The sequence below is a fragment of the Novosphingobium sp. SG707 genome, from assembly GCF_012275515.1.
In the GTDB taxonomy this organism is placed as follows: Bacteria; Pseudomonadota; Alphaproteobacteria; order Sphingomonadales; family Sphingomonadaceae; genus Novosphingobium.
In genome coordinates, this window is sequence record NZ_JAAZQL010000006.1 from 1 (window position 1) to 18,617 (window position 18,617).

General features: G+C 60.4%; 20 protein-coding genes and 1 tRNA gene. 15 read left to right on the top strand and 6 right to left on the bottom strand.

The window, feature by feature from the left end; genetic code table 11:
- Window positions 1-431: 431 nt before the first annotated feature.
- The 12 genes from FHW92_RS16745 to FHW92_RS16800 all read left to right on the top strand — a co-directional run bounded on the left by FHW92_RS16745 (window position 432) and on the right by FHW92_RS16800 (window position 12,672).
- Complete coding sequence (locus FHW92_RS16745; RefSeq protein WP_210428562.1) at window positions 432-1,457, top strand: zincin-like metallopeptidase domain-containing protein; 1,026 nt, start codon at window positions 432-434, stop codon at window positions 1,455-1,457.
- A gap of 102 nt (window positions 1,458-1,559) precedes the next feature.
- A complete protein-coding gene (locus FHW92_RS25560; protein WP_210428563.1) occupies window positions 1,560-1,838 on the top strand; it encodes a hypothetical protein in 279 nt (92 codons plus the stop codon).
- A 261-nt stretch (window positions 1,839-2,099) separates the two neighbouring features.
- Window positions 2,100-2,414, top strand: coding sequence for a DUF1905 domain-containing protein (locus FHW92_RS16755; RefSeq protein ID WP_168604443.1), 315 nt, complete (start codon window positions 2,100-2,102; stop codon window positions 2,412-2,414).
- Between the two features lie 130 nt (window positions 2,415-2,544).
- Complete coding sequence (locus tag FHW92_RS16760; RefSeq protein ID WP_282599791.1) at window positions 2,545-3,276, top strand: sigma-70 family RNA polymerase sigma factor; 732 nt, start codon at window positions 2,545-2,547, stop codon at window positions 3,274-3,276.
- 48 nt (window positions 3,277-3,324) lie between these two features.
- Window positions 3,325-4,344: a FecR domain-containing protein gene (locus FHW92_RS16765; protein WP_246870230.1), complete on the top strand. Its 1,020-nt coding sequence runs from the start codon at window positions 3,325-3,327 to the stop codon at window positions 4,342-4,344.
- Between the two features lie 216 nt (window positions 4,345-4,560).
- Complete coding sequence (locus FHW92_RS16770; protein ID WP_246870231.1) at window positions 4,561-7,563, top strand: TonB-dependent receptor; 3,003 nt, start codon at window positions 4,561-4,563, stop codon at window positions 7,561-7,563.
- A 115-nt stretch (window positions 7,564-7,678) separates the two neighbouring features.
- Complete coding sequence (locus FHW92_RS16775; protein ID WP_168604444.1) at window positions 7,679-8,443, top strand: Slam-dependent surface lipoprotein; 765 nt, start codon at window positions 7,679-7,681, stop codon at window positions 8,441-8,443.
- Window positions 8,412-10,019: a surface lipoprotein assembly modifier gene (locus tag FHW92_RS16780; RefSeq protein WP_168604445.1), complete on the top strand. Its 1,608-nt coding sequence runs from the start codon at window positions 8,412-8,414 to the stop codon at window positions 10,017-10,019. Before FHW92_RS16775 ends, FHW92_RS16780 begins: the two co-directional genes overlap by 32 nt.
- A 44-nt stretch (window positions 10,020-10,063) precedes the next feature.
- Window positions 10,064-10,657, top strand: a complete 594-nt coding sequence (locus tag FHW92_RS16785; protein ID WP_168604446.1) for a biliverdin-producing heme oxygenase — start codon at window positions 10,064-10,066, stop codon at window positions 10,655-10,657.
- Window positions 10,641-11,093: a YbaN family protein gene (locus FHW92_RS16790; RefSeq protein WP_168604447.1), complete on the top strand. Its 453-nt coding sequence runs from the start codon at window positions 10,641-10,643 to the stop codon at window positions 11,091-11,093. The genes FHW92_RS16785 and FHW92_RS16790 overlap by 17 nt, the downstream gene beginning before the upstream one ends.
- The gene (locus FHW92_RS16795; protein WP_246870232.1) at window positions 11,083-11,910 is read left to right on the top strand and encodes an energy transducer TonB; all 828 of its coding nucleotides are present in this window, start codon (window positions 11,083-11,085) and stop codon (window positions 11,908-11,910) included. Before FHW92_RS16790 ends, FHW92_RS16795 begins: the two co-directional genes overlap by 11 nt.
- Window positions 11,911-12,351: 441 nt before the next feature.
- A complete protein-coding gene (locus FHW92_RS16800) occupies window positions 12,352-12,672 on the top strand; it encodes a DUF736 family protein (RefSeq protein WP_168604448.1) in 321 nt (106 codons plus the stop codon).
- A gap of 75 nt (window positions 12,673-12,747) precedes the next feature.
- On the opposite strand, the gene FHW92_RS16805 is transcribed toward FHW92_RS16800, so the two are convergent.
- Complete coding sequence (locus tag FHW92_RS16805) at window positions 12,748-13,023, bottom strand: HU family DNA-binding protein (protein WP_168604449.1); 276 nt, start codon at window positions 13,021-13,023, stop codon at window positions 12,748-12,750.
- Window positions 13,024-13,360: 337 nt separating this feature from the next.
- On the opposite strand from FHW92_RS16805, the gene FHW92_RS16810 reads away from it, so the two are divergent.
- Together FHW92_RS16810 and FHW92_RS16815 are read left to right on the top strand one after the other, a co-directional pair.
- A complete protein-coding gene (locus FHW92_RS16810; RefSeq protein ID WP_168604450.1) occupies window positions 13,361-13,606 on the top strand; it encodes a hypothetical protein in 246 nt (81 codons plus the stop codon).
- A 54-nt stretch (window positions 13,607-13,660) separates the two neighbouring features.
- A complete protein-coding gene (locus FHW92_RS16815; protein WP_168604451.1) occupies window positions 13,661-14,149 on the top strand; it encodes a hypothetical protein in 489 nt (162 codons plus the stop codon).
- A gap of 12 nt (window positions 14,150-14,161) precedes the next feature.
- On the opposite strand, the gene FHW92_RS16820 is transcribed toward FHW92_RS16815, so the two are convergent.
- Together FHW92_RS16820 and FHW92_RS16825 are read right to left on the bottom strand one after the other, a co-directional pair.
- Complete coding sequence (locus FHW92_RS16820; protein WP_168604452.1) at window positions 14,162-14,551, bottom strand: type II toxin-antitoxin system death-on-curing family toxin; 390 nt, start codon at window positions 14,549-14,551, stop codon at window positions 14,162-14,164.
- Between the two features lies 1 nt (window position 14,552).
- Entirely contained in the window at window positions 14,553-14,780 is a 228-nt protein-coding gene (locus FHW92_RS16825) for an AbrB/MazE/SpoVT family DNA-binding domain-containing protein (RefSeq protein WP_168555500.1), read from the bottom strand.
- A gap of 356 nt (window positions 14,781-15,136) precedes the next feature.
- Between FHW92_RS16825 and FHW92_RS26100 the strand changes: the two genes are divergently transcribed.
- A complete protein-coding gene (locus tag FHW92_RS26100) occupies window positions 15,137-15,451 on the top strand; it encodes a DUF2274 domain-containing protein (protein ID WP_168604453.1) in 315 nt (104 codons plus the stop codon).
- Between the two features lie 479 nt (window positions 15,452-15,930).
- Here FHW92_RS26100 and FHW92_RS16835 read toward each other — a convergent pair whose 3' ends face one another.
- The 3 genes from FHW92_RS16835 to yghU form a co-directional block, all read right to left on the bottom strand.
- Window positions 15,931-17,313: an integrase arm-type DNA-binding domain-containing protein gene (locus FHW92_RS16835; protein WP_168604454.1), complete on the bottom strand. Its 1,383-nt coding sequence runs from the start codon at window positions 17,311-17,313 to the stop codon at window positions 15,931-15,933.
- A 160-nt stretch (window positions 17,314-17,473) separates the two neighbouring features.
- Window positions 17,474-17,548, bottom strand: a tRNA-Gln gene (locus FHW92_RS16840).
- Window positions 17,549-17,665: 117 nt separating this feature from the next.
- Window positions 17,666-18,511 (bottom strand): glutathione-dependent disulfide-bond oxidoreductase, encoded by an 846-nt coding sequence (gene yghU, locus FHW92_RS16845; RefSeq protein ID WP_168604455.1) that lies wholly within the window; start codon window positions 18,509-18,511, stop codon window positions 17,666-17,668.
- Window positions 18,512-18,617: the final 106 nt, after the last annotated feature.

Consider the following 18,617-nt stretch of genomic DNA (forward strand, 5'->3'; position numbering starts at 1 on the left):
AGGATTATCGAGTTCCGGCGCAGGCGGCAGTGGTGGCATGACCAACATGCAACCAACCCAACCTGACGTCGGATAAATGGGGGAGTGAGAAGGCGGCGACCCGAATGGGTAAAATGATCGAACAGATCTGGATCGGGAAAACCAGTTTAGTGTCGTGAGCATGGCAGCTCGTGAGTCAGATTTGGACCTGATCCGCAGATCACCATACCGGCCAGCGGCCTCTGAAATGCCGCATTCAAAGGCCTGACAGAAGACCGCACTCGATCACAAACCCACCGGATCAGAAACTTCTTGCCTCACGGGCGGCAACCACAGAGGACATTAAGTGTCGCGCTGGAACCCGTGGTGAGGTGAAGGCCAAGGATCAAGGCTCTGCTGCCATCGCCAGTGGTACGCGAGGCACTCGCCATCATGCGGGGAAGGAGGGCGCGTTGCGGCCCGAGCCGCGCACCAATCTCTATGACGAGGTCACGGCCCGTATTGTTTCGGAACTGGAAGCGGGGCGTTTTCCATGGGTCCAGCCATGGGGCAGGGCGGGTGCTGGTGTGGGCGGGGCTGGCGGCGCGGACGTTGCCCCCGGCTTGCCGCGCAATGCGTTGACAGGGCGAAGCTATTCGGGCGTTAATGTGTTGATCCTGTGGGGCGCGGTGATCGAGAAATCCTATCCTTCGCAAAGCTGGCTGACCTTTCGGCAGGCCTTGGAGGCGGGCGGTAATGTCCGCAAAGGTGAGCAGGGCGTGAGCGTGGTCTATGCCGACCGCTTCACCCCTGAGGCGGAAAAGACGCGGGCGCGCGAGAGCGACGAGGATGCCAAGACGGTCCCGTTTCTCAAGCGTTTTACCGTGTTCAATATCGCACAATGCGAGGGCCTGCGCGAAGGGTTGGCCAGCGATCCGGCACCCTTGCCCGAGCGGCAGATTGTGCCCATGGCCGAGGCGGTCATTGCCGCATCCGGGGTGGAGTTTCGCATCGGAGGCGACAGGGCCTATTACGTGCCCAGCGCCGATTATGTGCAGGTGCCGCCGCAACCCGCCTTTTTCGAGCAGATCAATTTCTACCGGACAGCGCTGCACGAATTGACCCACGCGACCGGCCATGCCTCCCGGCTGGGACGTGATCTTAGAAATGCTTTTGGCAGCAAGGATTACGCCCGCGAGGAACTGATCGCGGAAATGGGTTCGGCTTTCCTCTGCGCCGCTTTGGGCATTGTGCCAACCGTGCGCCATGCCGATTATCTCGGCTCATGGCTCGAGGTCTTGCGCGAGGACAATCGCGCGATCTTTCGCGCCGCCAGTCAGGCGAGCAAGGCCGCCGACTGGTTGCTGGCGCGCTATGCCGACTATCAAAGCGGCAAGGAGGCCGACAAGCCAGATGCCAGCCAGCGCGATGAAATGGGCGCCGGCGAGGGGAGGGTAGCAGATCGGTATGGACATGGCGCCTTATTGGCAGGCGGATGACGCCTTTTTCGAGGTGCTGCGCGACCGCGAGGTGCTCACCGCCATGCTGAGCGAGGTGGCGGGCGAGCCCGTCGCCAACGCCAATGCGGTGAGAAAACCAAGGTGCTCAAGACCATCATCCGCAACCACCTCAATGGCGCGGAGGGCCGCGAGAAGCGCGAGGGCTGGGTGCCGCGCTGGATGACATTTCCGCCCTCGGCCTATACTACACGGGGCGGCGTGGGCACGGTCATCAAAGCCGAGCTGATGGCGCAAGCCCTGTCAAACGGCGAACTGTCGGACGATGAGGATCGCGCGGAAACCGGCATGGACGACCCCGTCGATCATGGCGTCGATCATGATGGCGATGCCGATGGCAAGGGCGCGCCGCTGGCAGCCTGATCCATCAGGGATGGTGCCTGCCCGGCACCATCCTTTCGGCTCTTGGCTGTTCTGCAATCGGCGCTCCGCGCACGCCCTTCGGTTCCGCGCGGAGCGTTTTTTAGCGCCTGCAGGTAGGGGCAAAGGCGGGCTTCTTCTGATTGTCGAGCCCCCGGCGCGGCCCGTTCCCTTCGAGAACGGGCCGCGCCTTTTTGAAAGAACAAACATTCTCGAACCCCTCGCTCTCTTGGCGCGACGCGTCAGGCAGGGCATGGTCCCGGCATGAGCGAGCGAGAAGCATTCACCTTCACCGGCAAGGTCTGGGTCTGGCAGGCCAGAAACGCCGAGAAACCGGTGCGCTGGTTTTTTGTGACCATCAAAGGCGAGGTCGCCATCGAGATCAAACTGGCTTCGCTTGGGCTGACGGCGGGTTTCGGTTCGCTTCCGGTTCGCGCCAAGATCGGCATCACCACATGGCGCACCTCGATCTTTCCGCATCGCGAGTCCGGCGGATGGGTTCTGCCGCTCAAGTCCGCCGTGCGCAAAAGTGCCGGGGTGAGCGAGGGCGATGAGGTCGAGGTGACTTTGGACATCTGATGCCTTAAAACGCGCGGACCTCCCGGGAAGACGCGCCATGGGGGATGACGGCCACCGTCAATCCCCTCGTTATTGCTCAGACGTTGAGCAACATGCTGACCGCACGCCTGAACGATGCCCGGCCAATGCCATGTCTTTGCCGCTCTACACCGACTATCTCGATGGGAGGAAAGCCGGGTCTGTCCGTCATCGGATCATCGGGCGCAGCAAATGCGGCGCTGATCGGCGAGAACGACTACCCCGCGCGCCGCTGCGTTATATGCCCATCTGGGCATTTTGCGATTGGTTCGCAATAGCTGAGGTGCTACTCATCCCGCCGGTTGTCATGCATCACCAAGGGGAGTCGGAGCGGGTGTCGAGGATGGATGCCCTTCAGGTTTTTGTCGCCGCCCGGGTCGAACTGCTGCGCTATGCCGCAAGGTTTACAGGCGATGCCGCAGAGGCCGAAGATGTGGTGCAGGAAGCCTGGCTCAGATTTTGTGCGGCAACCAGCGCGCGCCAGCTTGACGAACCCACGGGCTATCTTTTCCGCATCGTCCGCAACCTTGCTTTGGATATGCACCGGCGCCGAGCACGCGAAAATCAACTATTCGAATCGGAAGCATCCGCCGCGACGGCAGCCGTGCCAAGCGATGCGCCCTCGCAACAGGCTTACCTCGAAGCCAGAGGCGAACTGGCGATGATCCACAAGGCCTTGGCGCAACTGCCAGTTCGCACCCGGCGGGCCTTCGAAATGCACCGCTTCGAGGGCAGAAAGCTGGTGGAAATTGCCGCTGAACTCGGCATCTCGAAAAGCTTGGCGCAGGAACTGGTGATGGACGGAGTTGAACTCTGCAAAAAGACCCTTCGGCGCCGTGATTGACATACTGTGGAATTTTCCGGAATGCCGGGCTCTCCATTCGTCCAATGTATGAAAAGCATTCATCAGCGAGGCAATGCATCAAGGCATGTGGAAGTGGAGATGAAGACCGGGGCGGACGAGAGCGGGATCTCGGGCGATCTCAGCCGTCAGGCCAGCGCATGGCTGGTGCGGCTTGAGGATGCCCCGGAAAATGATGTGCTTCGCGCGCAATTTCTCGATTGGGTTGCCACTAGCCATGCGCATCAAGCCGCTTGGGAGGAAACTGCGAGGGTATCCGACCTGATCGCGGCGGCTGGCCCTCTGCCTTGGGGCAAGCCCTTCCTGCCCACCTCATCAGCCAGACGCGGCTGGTTCGCGCCCGCCCGAGCATTCGCCTCGCTTGCGGCGGCGGTCTGCATCGCTTGGATCGCAGTGCCTTATGGTGCAGTCATGCTTCGTGCCGATGCCATCACCGGGATCGGAGAGCTACGGCAGGTAAAGCTTCAAGATGGGAGCATCGCTCAATTGGCACCCGGCACGGCCATTGCCTTCAACAATGATGCGGGAGGGCGGCGCCTGAGCCTGCTGCAAGGCGAGGCCTGGTTCGATGTCGCCCATGATAAGGCGCGCCCGTTCAAGGTTATCGCGGGCGAGGACACTGTTACCGTTCTTGGCACTGCCTTTTCGGTGAGAAAGACCGATAGCGGGGCAGAGGTTGCCGTTCAGCGCGGCCATGTCGTGGTGGCAGCGAAGGGCGCGCATTCTGCCCGCGCTGATCTCTTGGCTGGAGAGTCGGCGTTGGTCGATGGCGATGCTGTCACGCGCGGCACGATCCGTCCCGACCGCGTGGCCAGTTGGCGTGAAGGAGTGGCGATCATCGATGCCAGGCCGGTTGGCGATGTGATTGACCGCATTCGTCCGTGGTACAGGGGCTATATCAGCGCCAGAGGGCCGGGCCTGACAAGTCGCCATGTGAGCGGGGTGTACGATCTGCGCGATCCCGATTTGGCGCTGGAGGCTCTGGCGCGCGCGCATCAGATCACGGTTTCTCGTGTCTCGCCATGGCTGCGGATCGTGACGGTCCAATAGGCGCGCGATCAGAATTTCCTTCTCTCGTATTTTTTTCCGGAATTCATCGGCGTTTGAACGTTGAAGTTATGCAACTGATTCGCATTAGCGAACTAAGGCAAGCGTTCGGCTTCGATGAAAGGAATAGGTCAGGTGCATTCGGGGGCTGTTGTCAGGGGGTTTGGTAAGCGTCGTTTTTGGGCTGGAATACTGCTTGGTTCGGCCGCCGCCGCTGGGTTGATCGCGCCGATGGCCGCGCAGGCGCAAGCGGTCGCCGCTGAAGAAATGGGCTCGTTTCATATCGCGCCGCAATCGGTGGCGGACGCGCTGGCCGATTTCAGTCGGCAATCGGGCCTGCAAGTCAGCATGGATGCCGATCAGGTCAGGGGCCTTTCTTCTCAGGGCGTAAACGGCGCGATGACAGCTTCGCAGGCGCTGACCCGGTTGCTGGCTTCCACGGGTCTGGCGGCGCGGATCGAAGGCAATATCGTGTCGCTCCGCCCTGTGTCGGCCGCCTCCGCCAGCCAATCCGGCGCAGATACGATCATGCTGGATTCCCTGCGTGTAGAAGGCAGCGCCATCGCAAACCGTGAAACCGGCGCCGAGCGCGACCAGCGGCAGAAGGATGCCATCTATGATCAGGATCTCTCGTCCACTTATATGGGCAAGGACGAGGTCGAGCGATACAAGGGGGTGACCCCATCGGATGTGCTCAAAGGCATGGTCAATGTCTTTAGCGGCGATGCCCGCAACAGCGGCGCCATCGATCCCAGCATTCGCGGCACCCAAGGGCCGGGCCGCGTTCCCGTCATCATTGATGGCACAGAGCAGGCGCTGACCGTCTGGCGCGGCTATAATGGCGCAAGCAACCGCAGCTATATCGACCCAAGCCTGATCGCTGGCGTCCAAGTGCTCAAGGGGCCGGTTTCGACACGGGGCATCAGCGGTTCAAGCGGCGGCGCGGTGGTTATCAACACGCTTGATGCGGACGACATTTTGCAGCGGGGCCGCAATTTCGGGATCGAGTTGAAGCTGGAGGGTGGCAACAATTCCACCTCGCCGCGCTTGCCAACTTTGCTGACCGGACAGGATTACCGCACGGTTGAAGGTTTTCCGGGTTCTCCAGGGACACCGGGCTATCCGACCTCGCCCTATGCCGACCCGTCGCTGCGCGTGACCCTGCACACATCCGCCAACAATAACTTTCTCTCGATGGGAGACAGGGCCGCGCGCCTCGCTGTCGCTGGCCGTATTGGCGATATCGACCTGTTTGGGGCCTACGCTTACCGCCAGCGCGGCAACTATTTCTCGGGCAAGAATGGGGCGGGCTATTATTCACAGGGCAATCTGGAGCAATCGGCGACGACCTACATCCAGCGCATGGCGCTCAGCTATGAGCCCGGCAACGAAGTGCCCAATACCTCCTCGCAAACCGAGTCCTGGCTGTTCAAGGGCACATGGCGCATTGCCGATGATCAGTATCTCCAGTTCGGTTTCCGTGACAGCGTATCGGAATATGGCGAGATCATGCCTTCGCGCATCCTTTCCGCCGAGAATTTCGGAGCGATCCAGTGGCCGCTAAGCCGCGTCCATGCACAGGCCTACAACGCCGAGTACAAGTGGCAGCCCAAAAGCCGTTGGATTGATCTGAAGGCCAATCTCTGGATGACCCGCACGGCCAGCCACACCTACAGCGCGGGCGGTTTTCCGAACTACGCTTCTTATGACGATCCCATTCTGCGCAACACCGCGATTGCCAATTCGCAGAACAACCGGATCGGTTTTTCCGCCAGCAATCAAATGAAACTGACCTCGCGGCTCGACCTGCTTCTCGAAGCAAACTGGCAGCATGAAAAGCTGCGCTCGATGGATCAGTGGAACGGCGTCTATGACGGCTGGCGCCAATATCCGCGCGCAGGGCGGCGCGAGGAATATCGGATCAACCTCAAGAGCGAGTGGCGACCCACCAGTTTCCTCAAGTTCAATGCCGGTCTCACCTATTCCGGCTATTGGGCCATCGACGATTTCATGCGGGATCAGATCGCGGCGGGCAATGCCAGCCAGTTCACCGCTTATGCGATCACCAGCTATACTGCGTCCTACCAAACGGAAGAATTTGGCGCGACCGCCTATGAAGCCTATCTGCGGTCACGCTACACCAGCGAAAGCATCATCCAGCGAAGGCTGGCCGCCTATGTCGCGGCCCCCTTTTCCTTCACGATGAACAATAGCGCCGTGTGGGAGCCGGACGCTGATGGCAACTTCCGCCGCGCGGACAATGTCTGCATCAACGGTTCGCTCTCGAGCCTGTCCAACTATCTTGGCAGTTGCAACCTCGTTGCCAACCAGCAGGCGTTTACGCCGACCAGCGCGGATCGCAAATCCGGGCATGGCTGGGCGCCGATGCTGTCGGCAACCGCCTATCTGAGCGGCAGCAGCCGCATCTATCTGCGCTATACGCAGGCTTATCGCTTCCCCAGCATGTTCGAGAGCACAGTCGGCTTCTCGGCCTCCTTCAACCCATTGGAAGAGTTAAAGCCCGAGCACGTCTATTCGTGGGAGGCGGCCTATATTCAGGATCTGCGCAATCTGCTTGGTCTTCGAGGCACGGGACAGAGCGCGGATATGAAGCTCACCTGGTATCGCAACACGACCCGCAATGTCATCGAGCGAACCACGAACTTGCAATTCAGCAATATCGACAAGCAGGTGATTTCGGGGCTGGAGATGCAGGCCCGTTTCGACAGCGGTCGCTTTTACGCCGAGATCGGCGCGGGCCATATGTTGACCAACAAAGTGTGCGATGAAAGCACAGCCGTGACCATGGACAACGGCAGCGGCCGAGTGCCCGATTGCGTCAAATATGGCTTCTTCGGCGGCTATCTCCTCACTCAGGCCACGCCTGAAGACACGGTCAATCTGACCATCGGTGGTCGCTTTCTTGAACGGCGGCTCGAAGTGGGTGGGCGGCTGACATGGTATAGTGCCTATGACAATGAGCTGCTCGCCGAACTGCTGGGGGGAACGGATCCCATCAGCGGTTATGCGCTGAACGTTCCCTATGCCTGGGGCGAGACGTTGACGTTCGATGCCTATGCGAAGTTCCGGCTGAACGAGCGGTTTTCCGCCGAACTAGTCGGCACCAATCTCACCGACAAATATTACGCCGACCCGCTGACCCGCGCCCTCAATCCCGCTCCGGGGCGATCCGTGCGTCTCAGTCTCACTGGTCGGTTCTGATCATGGAAATTCAGGGCCGCCACCACCGCCTGATCCCTGATGAAGACGTGGCTTTGGTGGCGAACCCTGAGTGCAAGCGCCTGCTCGCAGGCAACTCGAACATAGGAGAATTACCATGAAACTCTCTAACTTCAATAGGATTGCCATCGCACTTGCGGCTTCAACGGCATTCGCCGGAGCTGCCCATGCCAGCATCGCGGGCGAATCCAGCGATACGGCCAAGGTTGTGGTCGGGACCAGCACGATCAACGGCGGCCCCCATGTATCGGGCCGCCCCGGCATTGCGGTGCCGGCAACGGGGCTCACCAATCTCGTTGACTTCCAGGGGCTGCAATCCTCGGTCGGCACTGACAGCAACAGTGTCAGCACGATCAATTCGGGCACCAGCGCTCCCACCGACCACAGCAACCTCGGTGTCTTCCATTTCGCCAAGGTTGGAACCGCCAATCTCTATTTCGGCGAATGGTCGCAGACATCGAGCGTGTCGGCGGGTGATCACACCGTCTATTATGTGGGCGATGATGGCGGCACGACGACCGTGCCCACGAGCGGGACGGCGACCTATTCGGTCAAAGGCATCAGCGACTATGCCAACAAGGGCCTGCTGACCGGAACGTTCACGGCCAACTTCGGCGCTGCCACGCTGACCGGCAGCATGGCCAATTCCGGTTCGGGCTACACCGTCAATATCGGCACGGCCGACATCGATGGTGTCAACATCATCGGCGATGGTGCCAGCGCCACACTGTCCGGCTCGACGGTGGCCTCGGGCGGCAATGTCAGCGGGCGCTTCTATGGCAGCAATGCCGCAGCGCTGGCGGGGATCGTGACCTTCTCGAGCAAGCAATATGACACGGCGTTCGGTGGTACGAAAAACTGACGCCTTTCGCAACGGGACAGGGGCTCCATCAGGGGCCTCTGTTTCCCGGCCTTCTTTCAGGGTTTGCTATTTTGTGACCATCGCCTGCGCCCGCCTTCAGCCTCGCCTCGCCCTGAGACTTGCCATCGCTTGCACCTTGGCAAGCACCGCTCATGCGCAGACATCGGGCAGCGCGGATACAAGGCTTCGCCTGGACCAGGAGCGGGATCGGCAGGGCGCGGAGAGCGAGCGGCAATTGCTGAAAGACGCCGAAGATATGGGCGGCGCCCCGTCGAGCATAGAGATCGACGGTAAGGCCTATGCGGTCGCTAACACTCCCGGCGAGATCGGTGAGGCGCTTTATATCGCCGTTGCGCGCAGGCAATGGGCTGATGTGCGGCGCTTCCTCAGGGCCTATCTGGCATTTGATCAGCGTGACCCGATGCTGGTCGCTTATGCGCGAGGGGCGCTGGCGCGGGCCGCTGGCAAGCTGGGCGAGGCCGAGCATCAGTACCGGATGCTGCTTGGTGTTCAGCCTGATTTTGTGCCGGGCCAACTCGAACTGGCGCGGGTATTGTTTGAGAACCACAAGGATCGCGAAGCGCGGCGCATGTTCGAAGCCGCGCATGCCGCGCTCGCCGGGGAAGGGGCCAAGGCCGCGGGCGTGCGCCGGACCATCGACAGTTTCAAGCAAGCGCTTGGTCGGCGAATGGGCTGGCAGGGTTCGGTCGCCATCGGCCCGGGCTACAGCAGCAACATCAACCAGTCGTCAGGCAGCTATACCTGCCTTTTGGCAGCGGAGGATGGCATTTGTCTCATCGACCGCAAAGTACCTGATCCGCTGCAAGCAAAGGGCATCAATTTTGAGAGCAGCGTCAGCCGCCGTATTCCCCTGCGCGGGCATGGCGGCATCACTGGGCGCGCGCTGTTCTATGGCGATATTTATCCCGATCATGGGCGCTACAGCCAGACGGCGCTAACAACGCAACTCGGCTATGATCACCGCACCGCACGGGCAAGTCTCACGCTCTCGCCAAGCTTCGATATGGGTTCGCTGGGGCCGGATATTCTCTATGACGCCTTTGGCCTGCGTGCGGAGGCGATGGTCAACCCATCTGCGACTTCCGCTATCCGGATCGAAACCAGCCGCCGTTGGTTCAACTATCGCCTGCCATCCTATCGTAATTTTGACGGCGCGCTCAGTGAAGTTCTGCTGACCGGCTGGAAGGGGATGCCGCATGGCTGGACATTGTTTGCAGGCCCCGATTTCGCCGCCAAGGAAACCGAAAATCCGATCAATGCCTATCGCCAATATGGTTTGCGGCTGGGGTTGAGCAAGCAGTTCGGGCAAGCGGTCAGTCTGCTCGCCTTCGCTTCATTTCGGCGGCGCGATTATCGCGCTTTCAGCGAGTTGCTTGAGGCCAAACGCCGCGATCACGAACAGAATTTTGTCGCCAATCTAAGGTTCCCAGCCCTGCGCTTCGCCAGCCTTACGCCTAGCCTTCTTGTCCAGCACAGCCGCATCAGCAGCAATATCGATTGGCTCTATTCTTATCGCAAAACCAGCGTCGCCGTGAGGATGGACTATGCCTTTTAATCGCATCGGCCATGCCCACTCCCTTCACTAAAACAGGAGAAGTTATGACAACGGCTATTCTTGAGCCTTCACGCGCGAAACGTTTGAAAGCATCAACCCATGAAACCCATGACCGGCTGGACAGGTCGATCATGTCCGCCGCCTCCTTCGCCAGTGTCGAAGCCTATGGCCGGTTTGTGATGGTGCAGTATCTTTTCCACCGCGATATCGATGTCCTTTACGACGACGAGAGATTACAGGCTCTTCTGCCGGGGCTGACGGAACGTCGGCGTTTGCCATTGATCGCGGCTGATCTCACCGACCTCGGCTTCCCTCTTCCCGAGGACGAGGCGCCGCTTGCATTCCCGCTGGGCGGGATTGTCGATATTCCTGCCGCGCTGGGCTGGCTCTATGTGGCGGAAGGCTCGAATATGGGCGCTGCATTGCTCCGCAAGGAAGCGGCGCGGATCGGGCTTTCCGACGAGCATGGCGCGCGGCATCTCGCTCCTGCTGCGGCTGGGCCTGCGGCGCATTGGCGAGCGTTCACCGCTGCTCTCGATGCGGTGGAATTGACCGCCGAGGAAGAAACGCGCGCGGCGGCGGGGGCGAAGGCAGCCTTCATGCGGGTACAGGTGCTTGTCGATGCCCGCATCGGCTGACTCTGGAGCCGAAAGCGGGGCAGGGCCCGCCGCCGATGCCTTGCTGCGGCGAGGGCGTGTCGCCCGATCCGGCTGGCTGGCGCTAGGTCTTTTGCTGGTGGCGGTGGGGTTTGTCGGCATTTTTGTGCCGCTTCTCCCTACCACGGACTTTATGTTGCTGGCATTGCCTTGCTTTGCGCGATCTTCGCCCCGGCTAGAGGCATGGCTTCTCGATCATCCCCGCTTTGGCCCCGGCCTTCGGGCCTGGCGGGCGACGGGCGCCGTTCCGCGCCAAGCCAAGGTTCTGGCCTGTGTCGGCATGACGGTCGGCTATGTCCTGTTCTGGCTGCACGTGCGGCCAAACTTGGGCTTGGCCTTGGCCACGGCGGCGGGGCTGCTGGCGGCTGCCTTGTGGATCATTCGCCGACCTGCACCGGAGGCGAGGAATGAAGCATAATCTGTACAAGGTGTCGGAGTATATCGCTGGCGAAATCGTCGTCGTTTCCCATCGATTGGACCAACCCGTCGCTCAAAGCGAGAGGAGTGCTTCGCCTCTGGCCGACCGAACCATTCCCTACCGCAGCCGCTATTGCGATCAGCAGATGGACTGGCGGACCCGGCTTTTTGGCATTGTTGGGACCATGATGGTCTTTGCGCTGGTCTTGGGAAGCGCGCTTTTTACATGGCGGGCTGTGCGTCCGATGGCGGTCTCGCCCTCTGCCCCGCTGGTTGTGGAAATGGAGCCGCTTGCCGCGCCCCAGGAGCCGCAACGTGAGGTGGCCACGGGGCCCAAGCAGGTTGAACGATCAGAAGACCAGCCCATGCAAGAACCGACCATGGTATTTCCGCCGCCATCAGTGCAGCTATTCGTGCCTGCGCCCATAGGCGAGACGGTGAAGGAGATAGCTGATCCTGCCCCAACTGTTCCCGAAACGACAGCCCCTAAGACCCTTGCGGCACCTGTTGCGGCTAGGCTTTCCAGCGAGGTCAAAGCGAATTGGGAAGCACGGTTGCTGGCCCATCTCGAACGCTACCGTAGCTTCCCGCCTCGCGCTCGCGCCGCGCGCCAGCAGGGTATGGTACAGCTTCGTTTTCGGATGAACCGGGCAGGTACTGTCCTCACCGCATCGATCCTGCGCGGTTCTGGCTTTACAACACTGGATCAGGCCGCTCTCGACACGCTCCAACGCGCTCAGCCTCTACCTCCCATTCCCAAAGATCTGCCCGAAGAAATCGAACTCACCATCCCGGTCGAGTTCTATTTGGAGCGATAGCGGAAGGTCATGCGCAAGCGCGGGTTGGATCAGCCAGAATATGCCTTTGTGCTTGAAGGACGTCAGATCTGCTACATATTCGCCGTCGCAGCTGTGAGATCGACATGGCGCACATGATGAGGCAGCGCTCGGCCTCGCTGCCATATGCGGCCCTGCGCCCCATCTTCGGTTGGGATATCTCCGGCCTGGTCCCCACCGCTTCGGAGCGGGGCTGTGACCTGGGATGGCCACGGGACCGCAAAACCATCGCGGCGCACTGATCTCCCCGCCTTCGGGCATGCCCTGCAGGCTCCTCGCGCCCGGCTTTGCCTCCACATCAGCGCGCCGCTCCGGTCCTTCGCTGTCGCTGCGGCCTGACGGTTCACGGCCCCGTTGCAGCCATCCCTTTGGCACGCCCATCGCCCGGAAGCGGTTCGGGCGACCAAACCAAGGAGACAAGCAATGCCTGCAATCGGATATGTACAGCGCCTCGAGGATGGCAGCTTCAAGGGCCAGATCCGCACCCTCTCGGTCAGCTCCGAGATCACCATCATCCCCAATCGCGGCAAGACCGGCGAACAGCCCGATTACCGTATTCTGGCTGGCGGTGTGGAGTTGGGCGGCGGGTGGATCCGCACCGGCGAGGTGTCGCAGCGCGAATATGTACGCCTCGCCATGTCGGCGCCCGAACTGGGCCGCCGTACGCTCTATGCCAATCTTGGCCGGGCCGCGGGCCAGGAGGACGATGACGCCTATGCCATCATCTGGAATCCTGGCGACTAAAGACGCCCCATGATCTCGGGGGCCCCGCGCGGATCATCCGCGCGGGGCTTTGCCACGCTCGAAACCTTTGCCCTCTCAGACGTTCAAGGCGTCCTTTACGGCCTTGGCGGGCGTGAAGCCCAGCTTCCTTGCCGCTGCGATCTGGATGGTGTCGCCGGTCGAGGGATTGCGGCCCTCGCGTGCCGGGGTCGCCTTGACCTTGAATTTGCCAAACCCATTGAGCGCGATCTCATCGCCTTGGACTGCTGCCTCGGTCACGGCAGCCAGAATGCTGTCGATGATTTTGCGCGCATCGGCCTTGGTCAAACCATGCTCAGCGGCAAGCTTCTCGGACAGTTCGGTGATGGTCATAAGTGCTCCTCCTCCATGAAAACGCTTTGCCTAACGGCGCCATAGCCGGGTGTCCATCCATGCGTGTGCCATTCGGTTCATTGCCAGCACGGCGTGAATTGGCCTCAAGGTCGACAATGGCGCATCGCCTGCATCGGGCCCCAATGCGCACAGGGGCTCGCGCAGGCAGTGCGGAAAATCACGCCCGTTGCTCGATATTGGCGGTAGCCCAAGATCATTGGCTCTGGGCATTTCTGGCATGAACGAACGGGCGGTTTCGATGCCCCAGTCTGGGGCCTTGAACGTCGCCCTTGAAGGCGGGCTTCACCATGGGGCGCGTTCGCTATACACACCCTGCATGCCTGAGACTGATTTGCTTCCCCTCGAACGTGCTGCCCGCGCGATGTATGCCACAGTTAAGCCGGATTGGGATTGGAGCGACTCCGACGCTGAGCCGATGCGCCGCATGTATCGCGACAATGCCCGTGCGGCATTTTTGGCGGTCATGGAGCCGAGCGCAGCCATGCTGCACAAAGGAGAGAACAGGGCCGATTGTCGGAGCGTTTGGCAGGCCATGCTTGCAGCCATGCTCCAAGGCGATTGATGGCAGCATCGCGCGGCTGGAAATGCTAAGCGAATCCCTCTAGCTCTTTCAGCAATGTTCACTCTGCATTGTACGCAAAAGCTGCGTGATCGGATCAAAGCTGATCTTGCGCCGCCTGAGCCCAGCGACACACTGCTGGGCAATTGGTATGCGACGGTCCTTTTCTGGAAGCCGCAGGCGGCCTTGCTGGTGTCCGAAAACACGCTGCTGCCGGTACTGATGCCGCTGGCTCCGGCAGCGACGCTGGCGCGGCGTTTCCCCACGCAACTGGCGCTGGTTTTGAAGGCGCATGGAGTAGGCGCCGATACCATCGCGCAGGAAATCTGGTGCATGGCCGAGGTGGCTTATGCCAAGACCGCGAATCGCAGCGTGGTGGGGATGCTCAACGAATTCAGCTTTTTGGCCGATTGTTGGCGGCCACGGTTCGGCGAGGATCTGGTGGTCTTGTCCCAAAGGCTGGCGGAAACGCCTTGTGGGCCGCTCCGCAAGGGGCCGATATCCCCCGATAGGGCTCTGTGGGAGGTGATGAATGCCGGGGCATAAGGACTGGACGGCTCAGGCCAACCTTGCTCTGAACCACTCCGCCACCTCTGCTTCGGCCAGCGCGCCGCCGGCCAGTGCCAGAACCATGTGGACGGCCTCCTCCGGCGCGAAGCTGATCCGTGCATTGTTCAGTGCCAGAAACAAACGCGCCAGCACCCATGCGGTGCGCTTGTTGCCGTCGACGAAGGGGTGATTGCGCGCCACGCCATAGGCATAGGCCGCAGCCAGAGCGCAAAGATCGGCCTCACCATAGGCCCATTGGTTGCGTGGACGGCCCAAAGCTGATTCCATGGCAGATGCATCGCGTACGCCGATTGGCCCACCATGCTCGGCCAGTTGGCGGTCGTGGATAGCAAGCGCAAGTTCAGCCTCGATCCAGACCGGTTCAGCAGTCTGCGCCATGTTACTTGGCCAGCACGCGCAGAATATCTCTGTCCTCGCGCATGATCTGTTCAGCCAGCGCCATCTTGGCCTCGAAGGAGGGGTCTGTCGCCGTGATCCGGATGCCATCAGGCGTTTCGGACACATACAGCGTGTCACCCACCCCAGCGCGCAGCTTGGCGAGCAATTCCTTTGGCAACACGACACCGGCAGAGTTGCCGATCTTGGTGATCTTGAGGCTGGCGTTCATACGACGGTTATAACATGGAGCGCGGAATTCTCAAGAGGCGTATCCTGCCAACCGGCCATCACGGCCGCAGGAGAGCCGCAACGGGACATTCCGATCTTGTTGACCCCGCCGTGCATGAACGGCGGCCCCAGAAAGCCTTTGGGTCACGCTGGGCAGAATGTGGGGTCGAAACGCCCACTAAGACCGCGCGAAACGTAGTTCAGCGAAGCTACATTTGGGCCATCCGGTTCTACCTCGACGAGCACAAGCGACTGCGTAATCGCGCCCTGTTCGTCCTTGCCATCCCGTTGCTGCGGGCGTATTATTTTGTTGCTTCATGACGATGGCGGAGGTTTCCGAAAACGGAGACCCAACGCGTGTTTAAAGCCTATTTCCGCTCTGATCCGGCTTCGCACAGTGCTTTGACGCGCTGCGCTTTTAGCGACTCTGATACTGTCAGCTTTCATTCGGCAACCATAGTGGGGCTAAAGCTAAGCAAACCGCACGATCACAATTCGGTGAAGTTGGCGATGGGAGGCATGCCCGATCATGGCATGCGGTTACAGCATTGCGTTGCCGCCTATGCCGAACCTTACGGCCAGACGGAACAGGCAAGCAAACTCACTACAGCCATGCTCGCAGCTTTGATCAAGAGTGATTGCGAGCTTACCAAACAAGGTCGCGGGTCGTGAAAATTCGCCCCAGCACCGCGATCGGAGATTTTGTCCCTAACGTAGTGTCTGGGACGGAATTCATCACGGCGGATGAATTTGCCCTTTTGGCAAGGCTATCACGCCGTCAGATCGACCGTCTCCGCAAACGCCGCTTACCCGGTTTCCCGAGGGAATATGACCTTGGCAGTGGCCTGAGCAAATTCCACACCTGTCCACGGTTTCGCCGCGTGGATGTCGAACGATGGCTGGATTCACGATCACTTTGGTAGCTTGCTTGGGTGACGGCAAGGTTGATAGATGGTCAGCCAACCCAGGACCTAATAGGGCCCAGGAACAATCGGCAGATCTGATCGACAAGCAGGGTCGCGAGAAGCCTGCTGCGTCTGACGGGCGCTGTTGAGGAAGGCAAAGCAAGCGATGAGCCTGCGCTGACTGTAAATCCCAGAATGGGCACGCGGGTAAGTGCCACTATCCCGCGTGCCAGTCATCTTCGCTTGCTATCCGATTACCCGCGTGAAAGTGATTTTTGCATTGGCTTGGGGAAGTTTTCCAACTTCCTGCATCTTAACCGTGCCGCAGCCAGAAGGTTGCCGGGCAGTTGACGGGTTTGCCACGCGGACAGAAAAGGAATAACCGACTGGAGCCTGAGCACTCGGTACGCCAAGCGCTGCTGCGACCCCCACGCGCACAGCGATAGCCGCTACCTCCTCTTCCCATTTCAGGAACCAGAGCCGTTTTTCGTCTTCCATTTCATAAAGGTCATAGGTCCTTTCCATGCCCTTCTTGACATGGTTGAGCATCGCCTCGGCGGTCTCGAAATCGACCTTGAGGCGTTTCGTATTGGAGCGAGCCGTCCTGCGGAAATCATGCGGGGTGAAACGCTCGATGGGATGTCCAGCCAGCTTTTCCATGCGAGCGAGCACCCGGTCCCGCGCCTTATACCAGACGGAATTGTTGCGAGGCCCGTCGATCTTGATGGCCTGAAACACCCATTCATGGTTGGTCTGCATCAGGGAACGGCCCCAGGGGCCAAGGGCGATGCTGTGCTCGAACGAATTCTTGGCCCGCGTTGCCGGAATGGTCCACACGCCATTGACGATCTCGTCGCTTCTGGCTCTGGCCACCTCGGTAATGCGCGCGGCTGACAGGAGGCAAAGTAACAGGCCTCGCTGGAAATCACGCTCCTCCTCGACCAGCGCCTGAAGGAACCATTCGAGTTCGAGATGGCTGAGTTTGCGGGTCCGTGCTCTTTCAGGAAAGCGCAGATCGCCCAATCGTTTCGACGGATCCGCTTCCAGCCCGACTTCAAGGCCGCGCAGGGAAGCTGTCCAGCCGAAGAAGACCTTCAGCTCGGCAGCCAGGCGGTTGGCCCTGACTTTGGCGGTCTTGCCTTTGGCTTCCACCAGATTGATGAGATCTCTTTCGGTGACCTCGTAGATGTTGCGGTTGCCAAGGGTGGGCGCGATGTCGTGATTGTACACATCCATCTTATCCTTGATGGTGCGAGGCTTGTTGATCCGTTTCGCGCGCGATGATCGCCCCTCGTGAACCGCGACCATGTAAAGCCCATGGGCCTTGGCCACGGTCATTTCGTTTCGGGCCTTCTCAGCTCGCTGAACGGCGCGAGGGTCGATACCGGCTTCAACTTGGAGATTAAGTTCCCGCGCCCATTCTCGGGCTTCCGCCATCGACTGAGCGGGGAAGAGCCCGCCGAAGATCGTGGCGACGACTTTCCGACGCGCGACCTGTCGTCGATAGCGCCAGCGCTTCTTGCCCGACTTGAGAACCTCGATTGCAAGCCCCGGCGTGAGGGGATCTGCGAGGCTACCCTCGCAAAGAGCGTCAATCATGGCAGGTGAGAAGGTGATTTTTTGAGCCATAAGTCCGATTCCATCGGCGTTTGGCGCATATAAAATCATGGCAGAAATCATGGCAGAATGGGCGTCCAGCCCAGTCGGGCGAGGTCTGGCCCTGTCTAGCCAATTTTCTGAGGTTTCTGCCGTAAAGCATTGCGCAAAAGCCGAATCATGAGGACTCGACTGGCTGGGGCGGGAGGATTCGAACCTCCGCATGGCGGTACCAAAAACCGCTGCCTTACCGCTTGGCTACGCCCCAGCATCGCTCCGGCCGCCTTGGGCCGGGAGGCGTCGCATAACGGGATTGCGCGGCGAAGAAAAGAGGCAATTTGAACTTTTTGCGCAAATTGCCTCTTTGTCCGCTTTCATACCGCGATCAGGCGCTGGCGTTCACAAGAGTGGCGAAATCCTCGGCCGAATGGCGCTCCAGCAAGCCCTTGCGATTGTTGACCAGACGTCCGCGCTGGGTCGCCTCGCGCGCGTCGATTTCCGTTACCCAACGACCCACGTTTTCATATTCCTCAAGGCCGAGGAAGGTCTTGGCATCGCCATAGGCTTCGCCGCGCCACAGGTTGCCCAGCCAGGGATAGGCTGCCATATCGGCGATCGAATAATCGTCGCTGCCCAGAAAACGGCTTTGCGCCAGACGTTTATCGGCCACATCGAACAGGCGCTTGGTTTCCATCGCATAGCGGTTGATGGGATATTCGAACTTTTCGGGGGCATAGAAATAGAAATGGCCAAAGCCGCCGCCGATGAAGGGCGCACTGCCCATCTGCCAGTTGAGCCAGCTGAAGGTCTCCGCGCGCGCCGCGCCGGTGGTGGGCAGGAAAGCGCCAAATTTCTCGGCAAGGTAAATCAGGATCGCCCCCGATTCGAACACGCGAACCGGCTTGGCCTCGGTCCGGTCGAGCAGGGCGGGGATTTTGGAATTGGGGTTGATCTCGACAAAGCCCGAGCCGAACTGATCGCCCGCGCCAATATCGATGAACCACGCATCATAGTCCGCGCCCGTATGGCCCGCAGCCAGCAGTTCCTCGAGCAGGATCGTCACCTTCTGTCCATTGGGTGTGGCCAGCGAGTAGAGCTGCAGCCCATGCTGTCCCACGGGCAGCACTTTTTCATGCGTGGCGCCGGAAACGGGGCGGTTGATGCTGGCGAACTGGCCGCCGTTGGTCTTGTCCCAGGTCCAGACCTTGGGCGGGATATAGGTGTCGCTCATCGTGACAGGCTCCTGCGGGGGTTGATTGCGGGTGTTGATTGCTGGGGCAAGATAGGAACGCCCCGCGCGATCCGCCAGAAGCGCGCGTCACAAGAAAGTTTTGACC

What these genes read in the sequence shown, in the direction of transcription:
- FHW92_RS16795 (WP_246870232.1), top strand. Translation starts at nt 11,083, where the DNA reads ATGAAGCATAATCTGTACAAGGTGTCGGAGTATATCGCTGGCGAAATC.
- FHW92_RS16805 (WP_168604449.1), bottom strand. Translation starts at nt 13,023, where the DNA reads ATGACCATCACCGAACTGTCCGAGAAGCTTGCCGCTGAGCATGGTTTG.
- FHW92_RS16820 (WP_168604452.1), bottom strand. Translation starts at nt 14,551, where the DNA reads ATGGCGCAGACTGCTGAACCGGTCTGGATCGAGGCTGAACTTGCGCTT.
- FHW92_RS16785 (WP_168604446.1), top strand. Translation starts at nt 10,064, where the DNA reads ATGACAACGGCTATTCTTGAGCCTTCACGCGCGAAACGTTTGAAAGCA.
- FHW92_RS16815 (WP_168604451.1), top strand. Translation starts at nt 13,661, where the DNA reads ATGTTCACTCTGCATTGTACGCAAAAGCTGCGTGATCGGATCAAAGCT.
- FHW92_RS16800 (WP_168604448.1), top strand. Translation starts at nt 12,352, where the DNA reads ATGCCTGCAATCGGATATGTACAGCGCCTCGAGGATGGCAGCTTCAAG.
- FHW92_RS16810 (WP_168604450.1), top strand. Translation starts at nt 13,361, where the DNA reads ATGCCTGAGACTGATTTGCTTCCCCTCGAACGTGCTGCCCGCGCGATG.
- yghU (WP_168604455.1), bottom strand. Translation starts at nt 18,511, where the DNA reads ATGAGCGACACCTATATCCCGCCCAAGGTCTGGACCTGGGACAAGACC.
- FHW92_RS16755 (WP_168604443.1), top strand. Translation starts at nt 2,100, where the DNA reads ATGAGCGAGCGAGAAGCATTCACCTTCACCGGCAAGGTCTGGGTCTGG.
- FHW92_RS16825 (WP_168555500.1), bottom strand. Translation starts at nt 14,780, where the DNA reads ATGAACGCCAGCCTCAAGATCACCAAGATCGGCAACTCTGCCGGTGTC.
- FHW92_RS16790 (WP_168604447.1), top strand. Translation starts at nt 10,641, where the DNA reads ATGCCCGCATCGGCTGACTCTGGAGCCGAAAGCGGGGCAGGGCCCGCC.
- FHW92_RS16835 (WP_168604454.1), bottom strand. Translation starts at nt 17,313, where the DNA reads ATGGCTCAAAAAATCACCTTCTCACCTGCCATGATTGACGCTCTTTGC.
- FHW92_RS16775 (WP_168604444.1), top strand. Translation starts at nt 7,679, where the DNA reads ATGAAACTCTCTAACTTCAATAGGATTGCCATCGCACTTGCGGCTTCA.
- FHW92_RS16780 (WP_168604445.1), top strand. Translation starts at nt 8,412, where the DNA reads ATGACACGGCGTTCGGTGGTACGAAAAACTGACGCCTTTCGCAACGGG.
- FHW92_RS16760 (WP_282599791.1), top strand. Translation starts at nt 2,545, where the DNA reads ATGTCTTTGCCGCTCTACACCGACTATCTCGATGGGAGGAAAGCCGGG.
- FHW92_RS16765 (WP_246870230.1), top strand. Translation starts at nt 3,325, where the DNA reads ATGAAAAGCATTCATCAGCGAGGCAATGCATCAAGGCATGTGGAAGTG.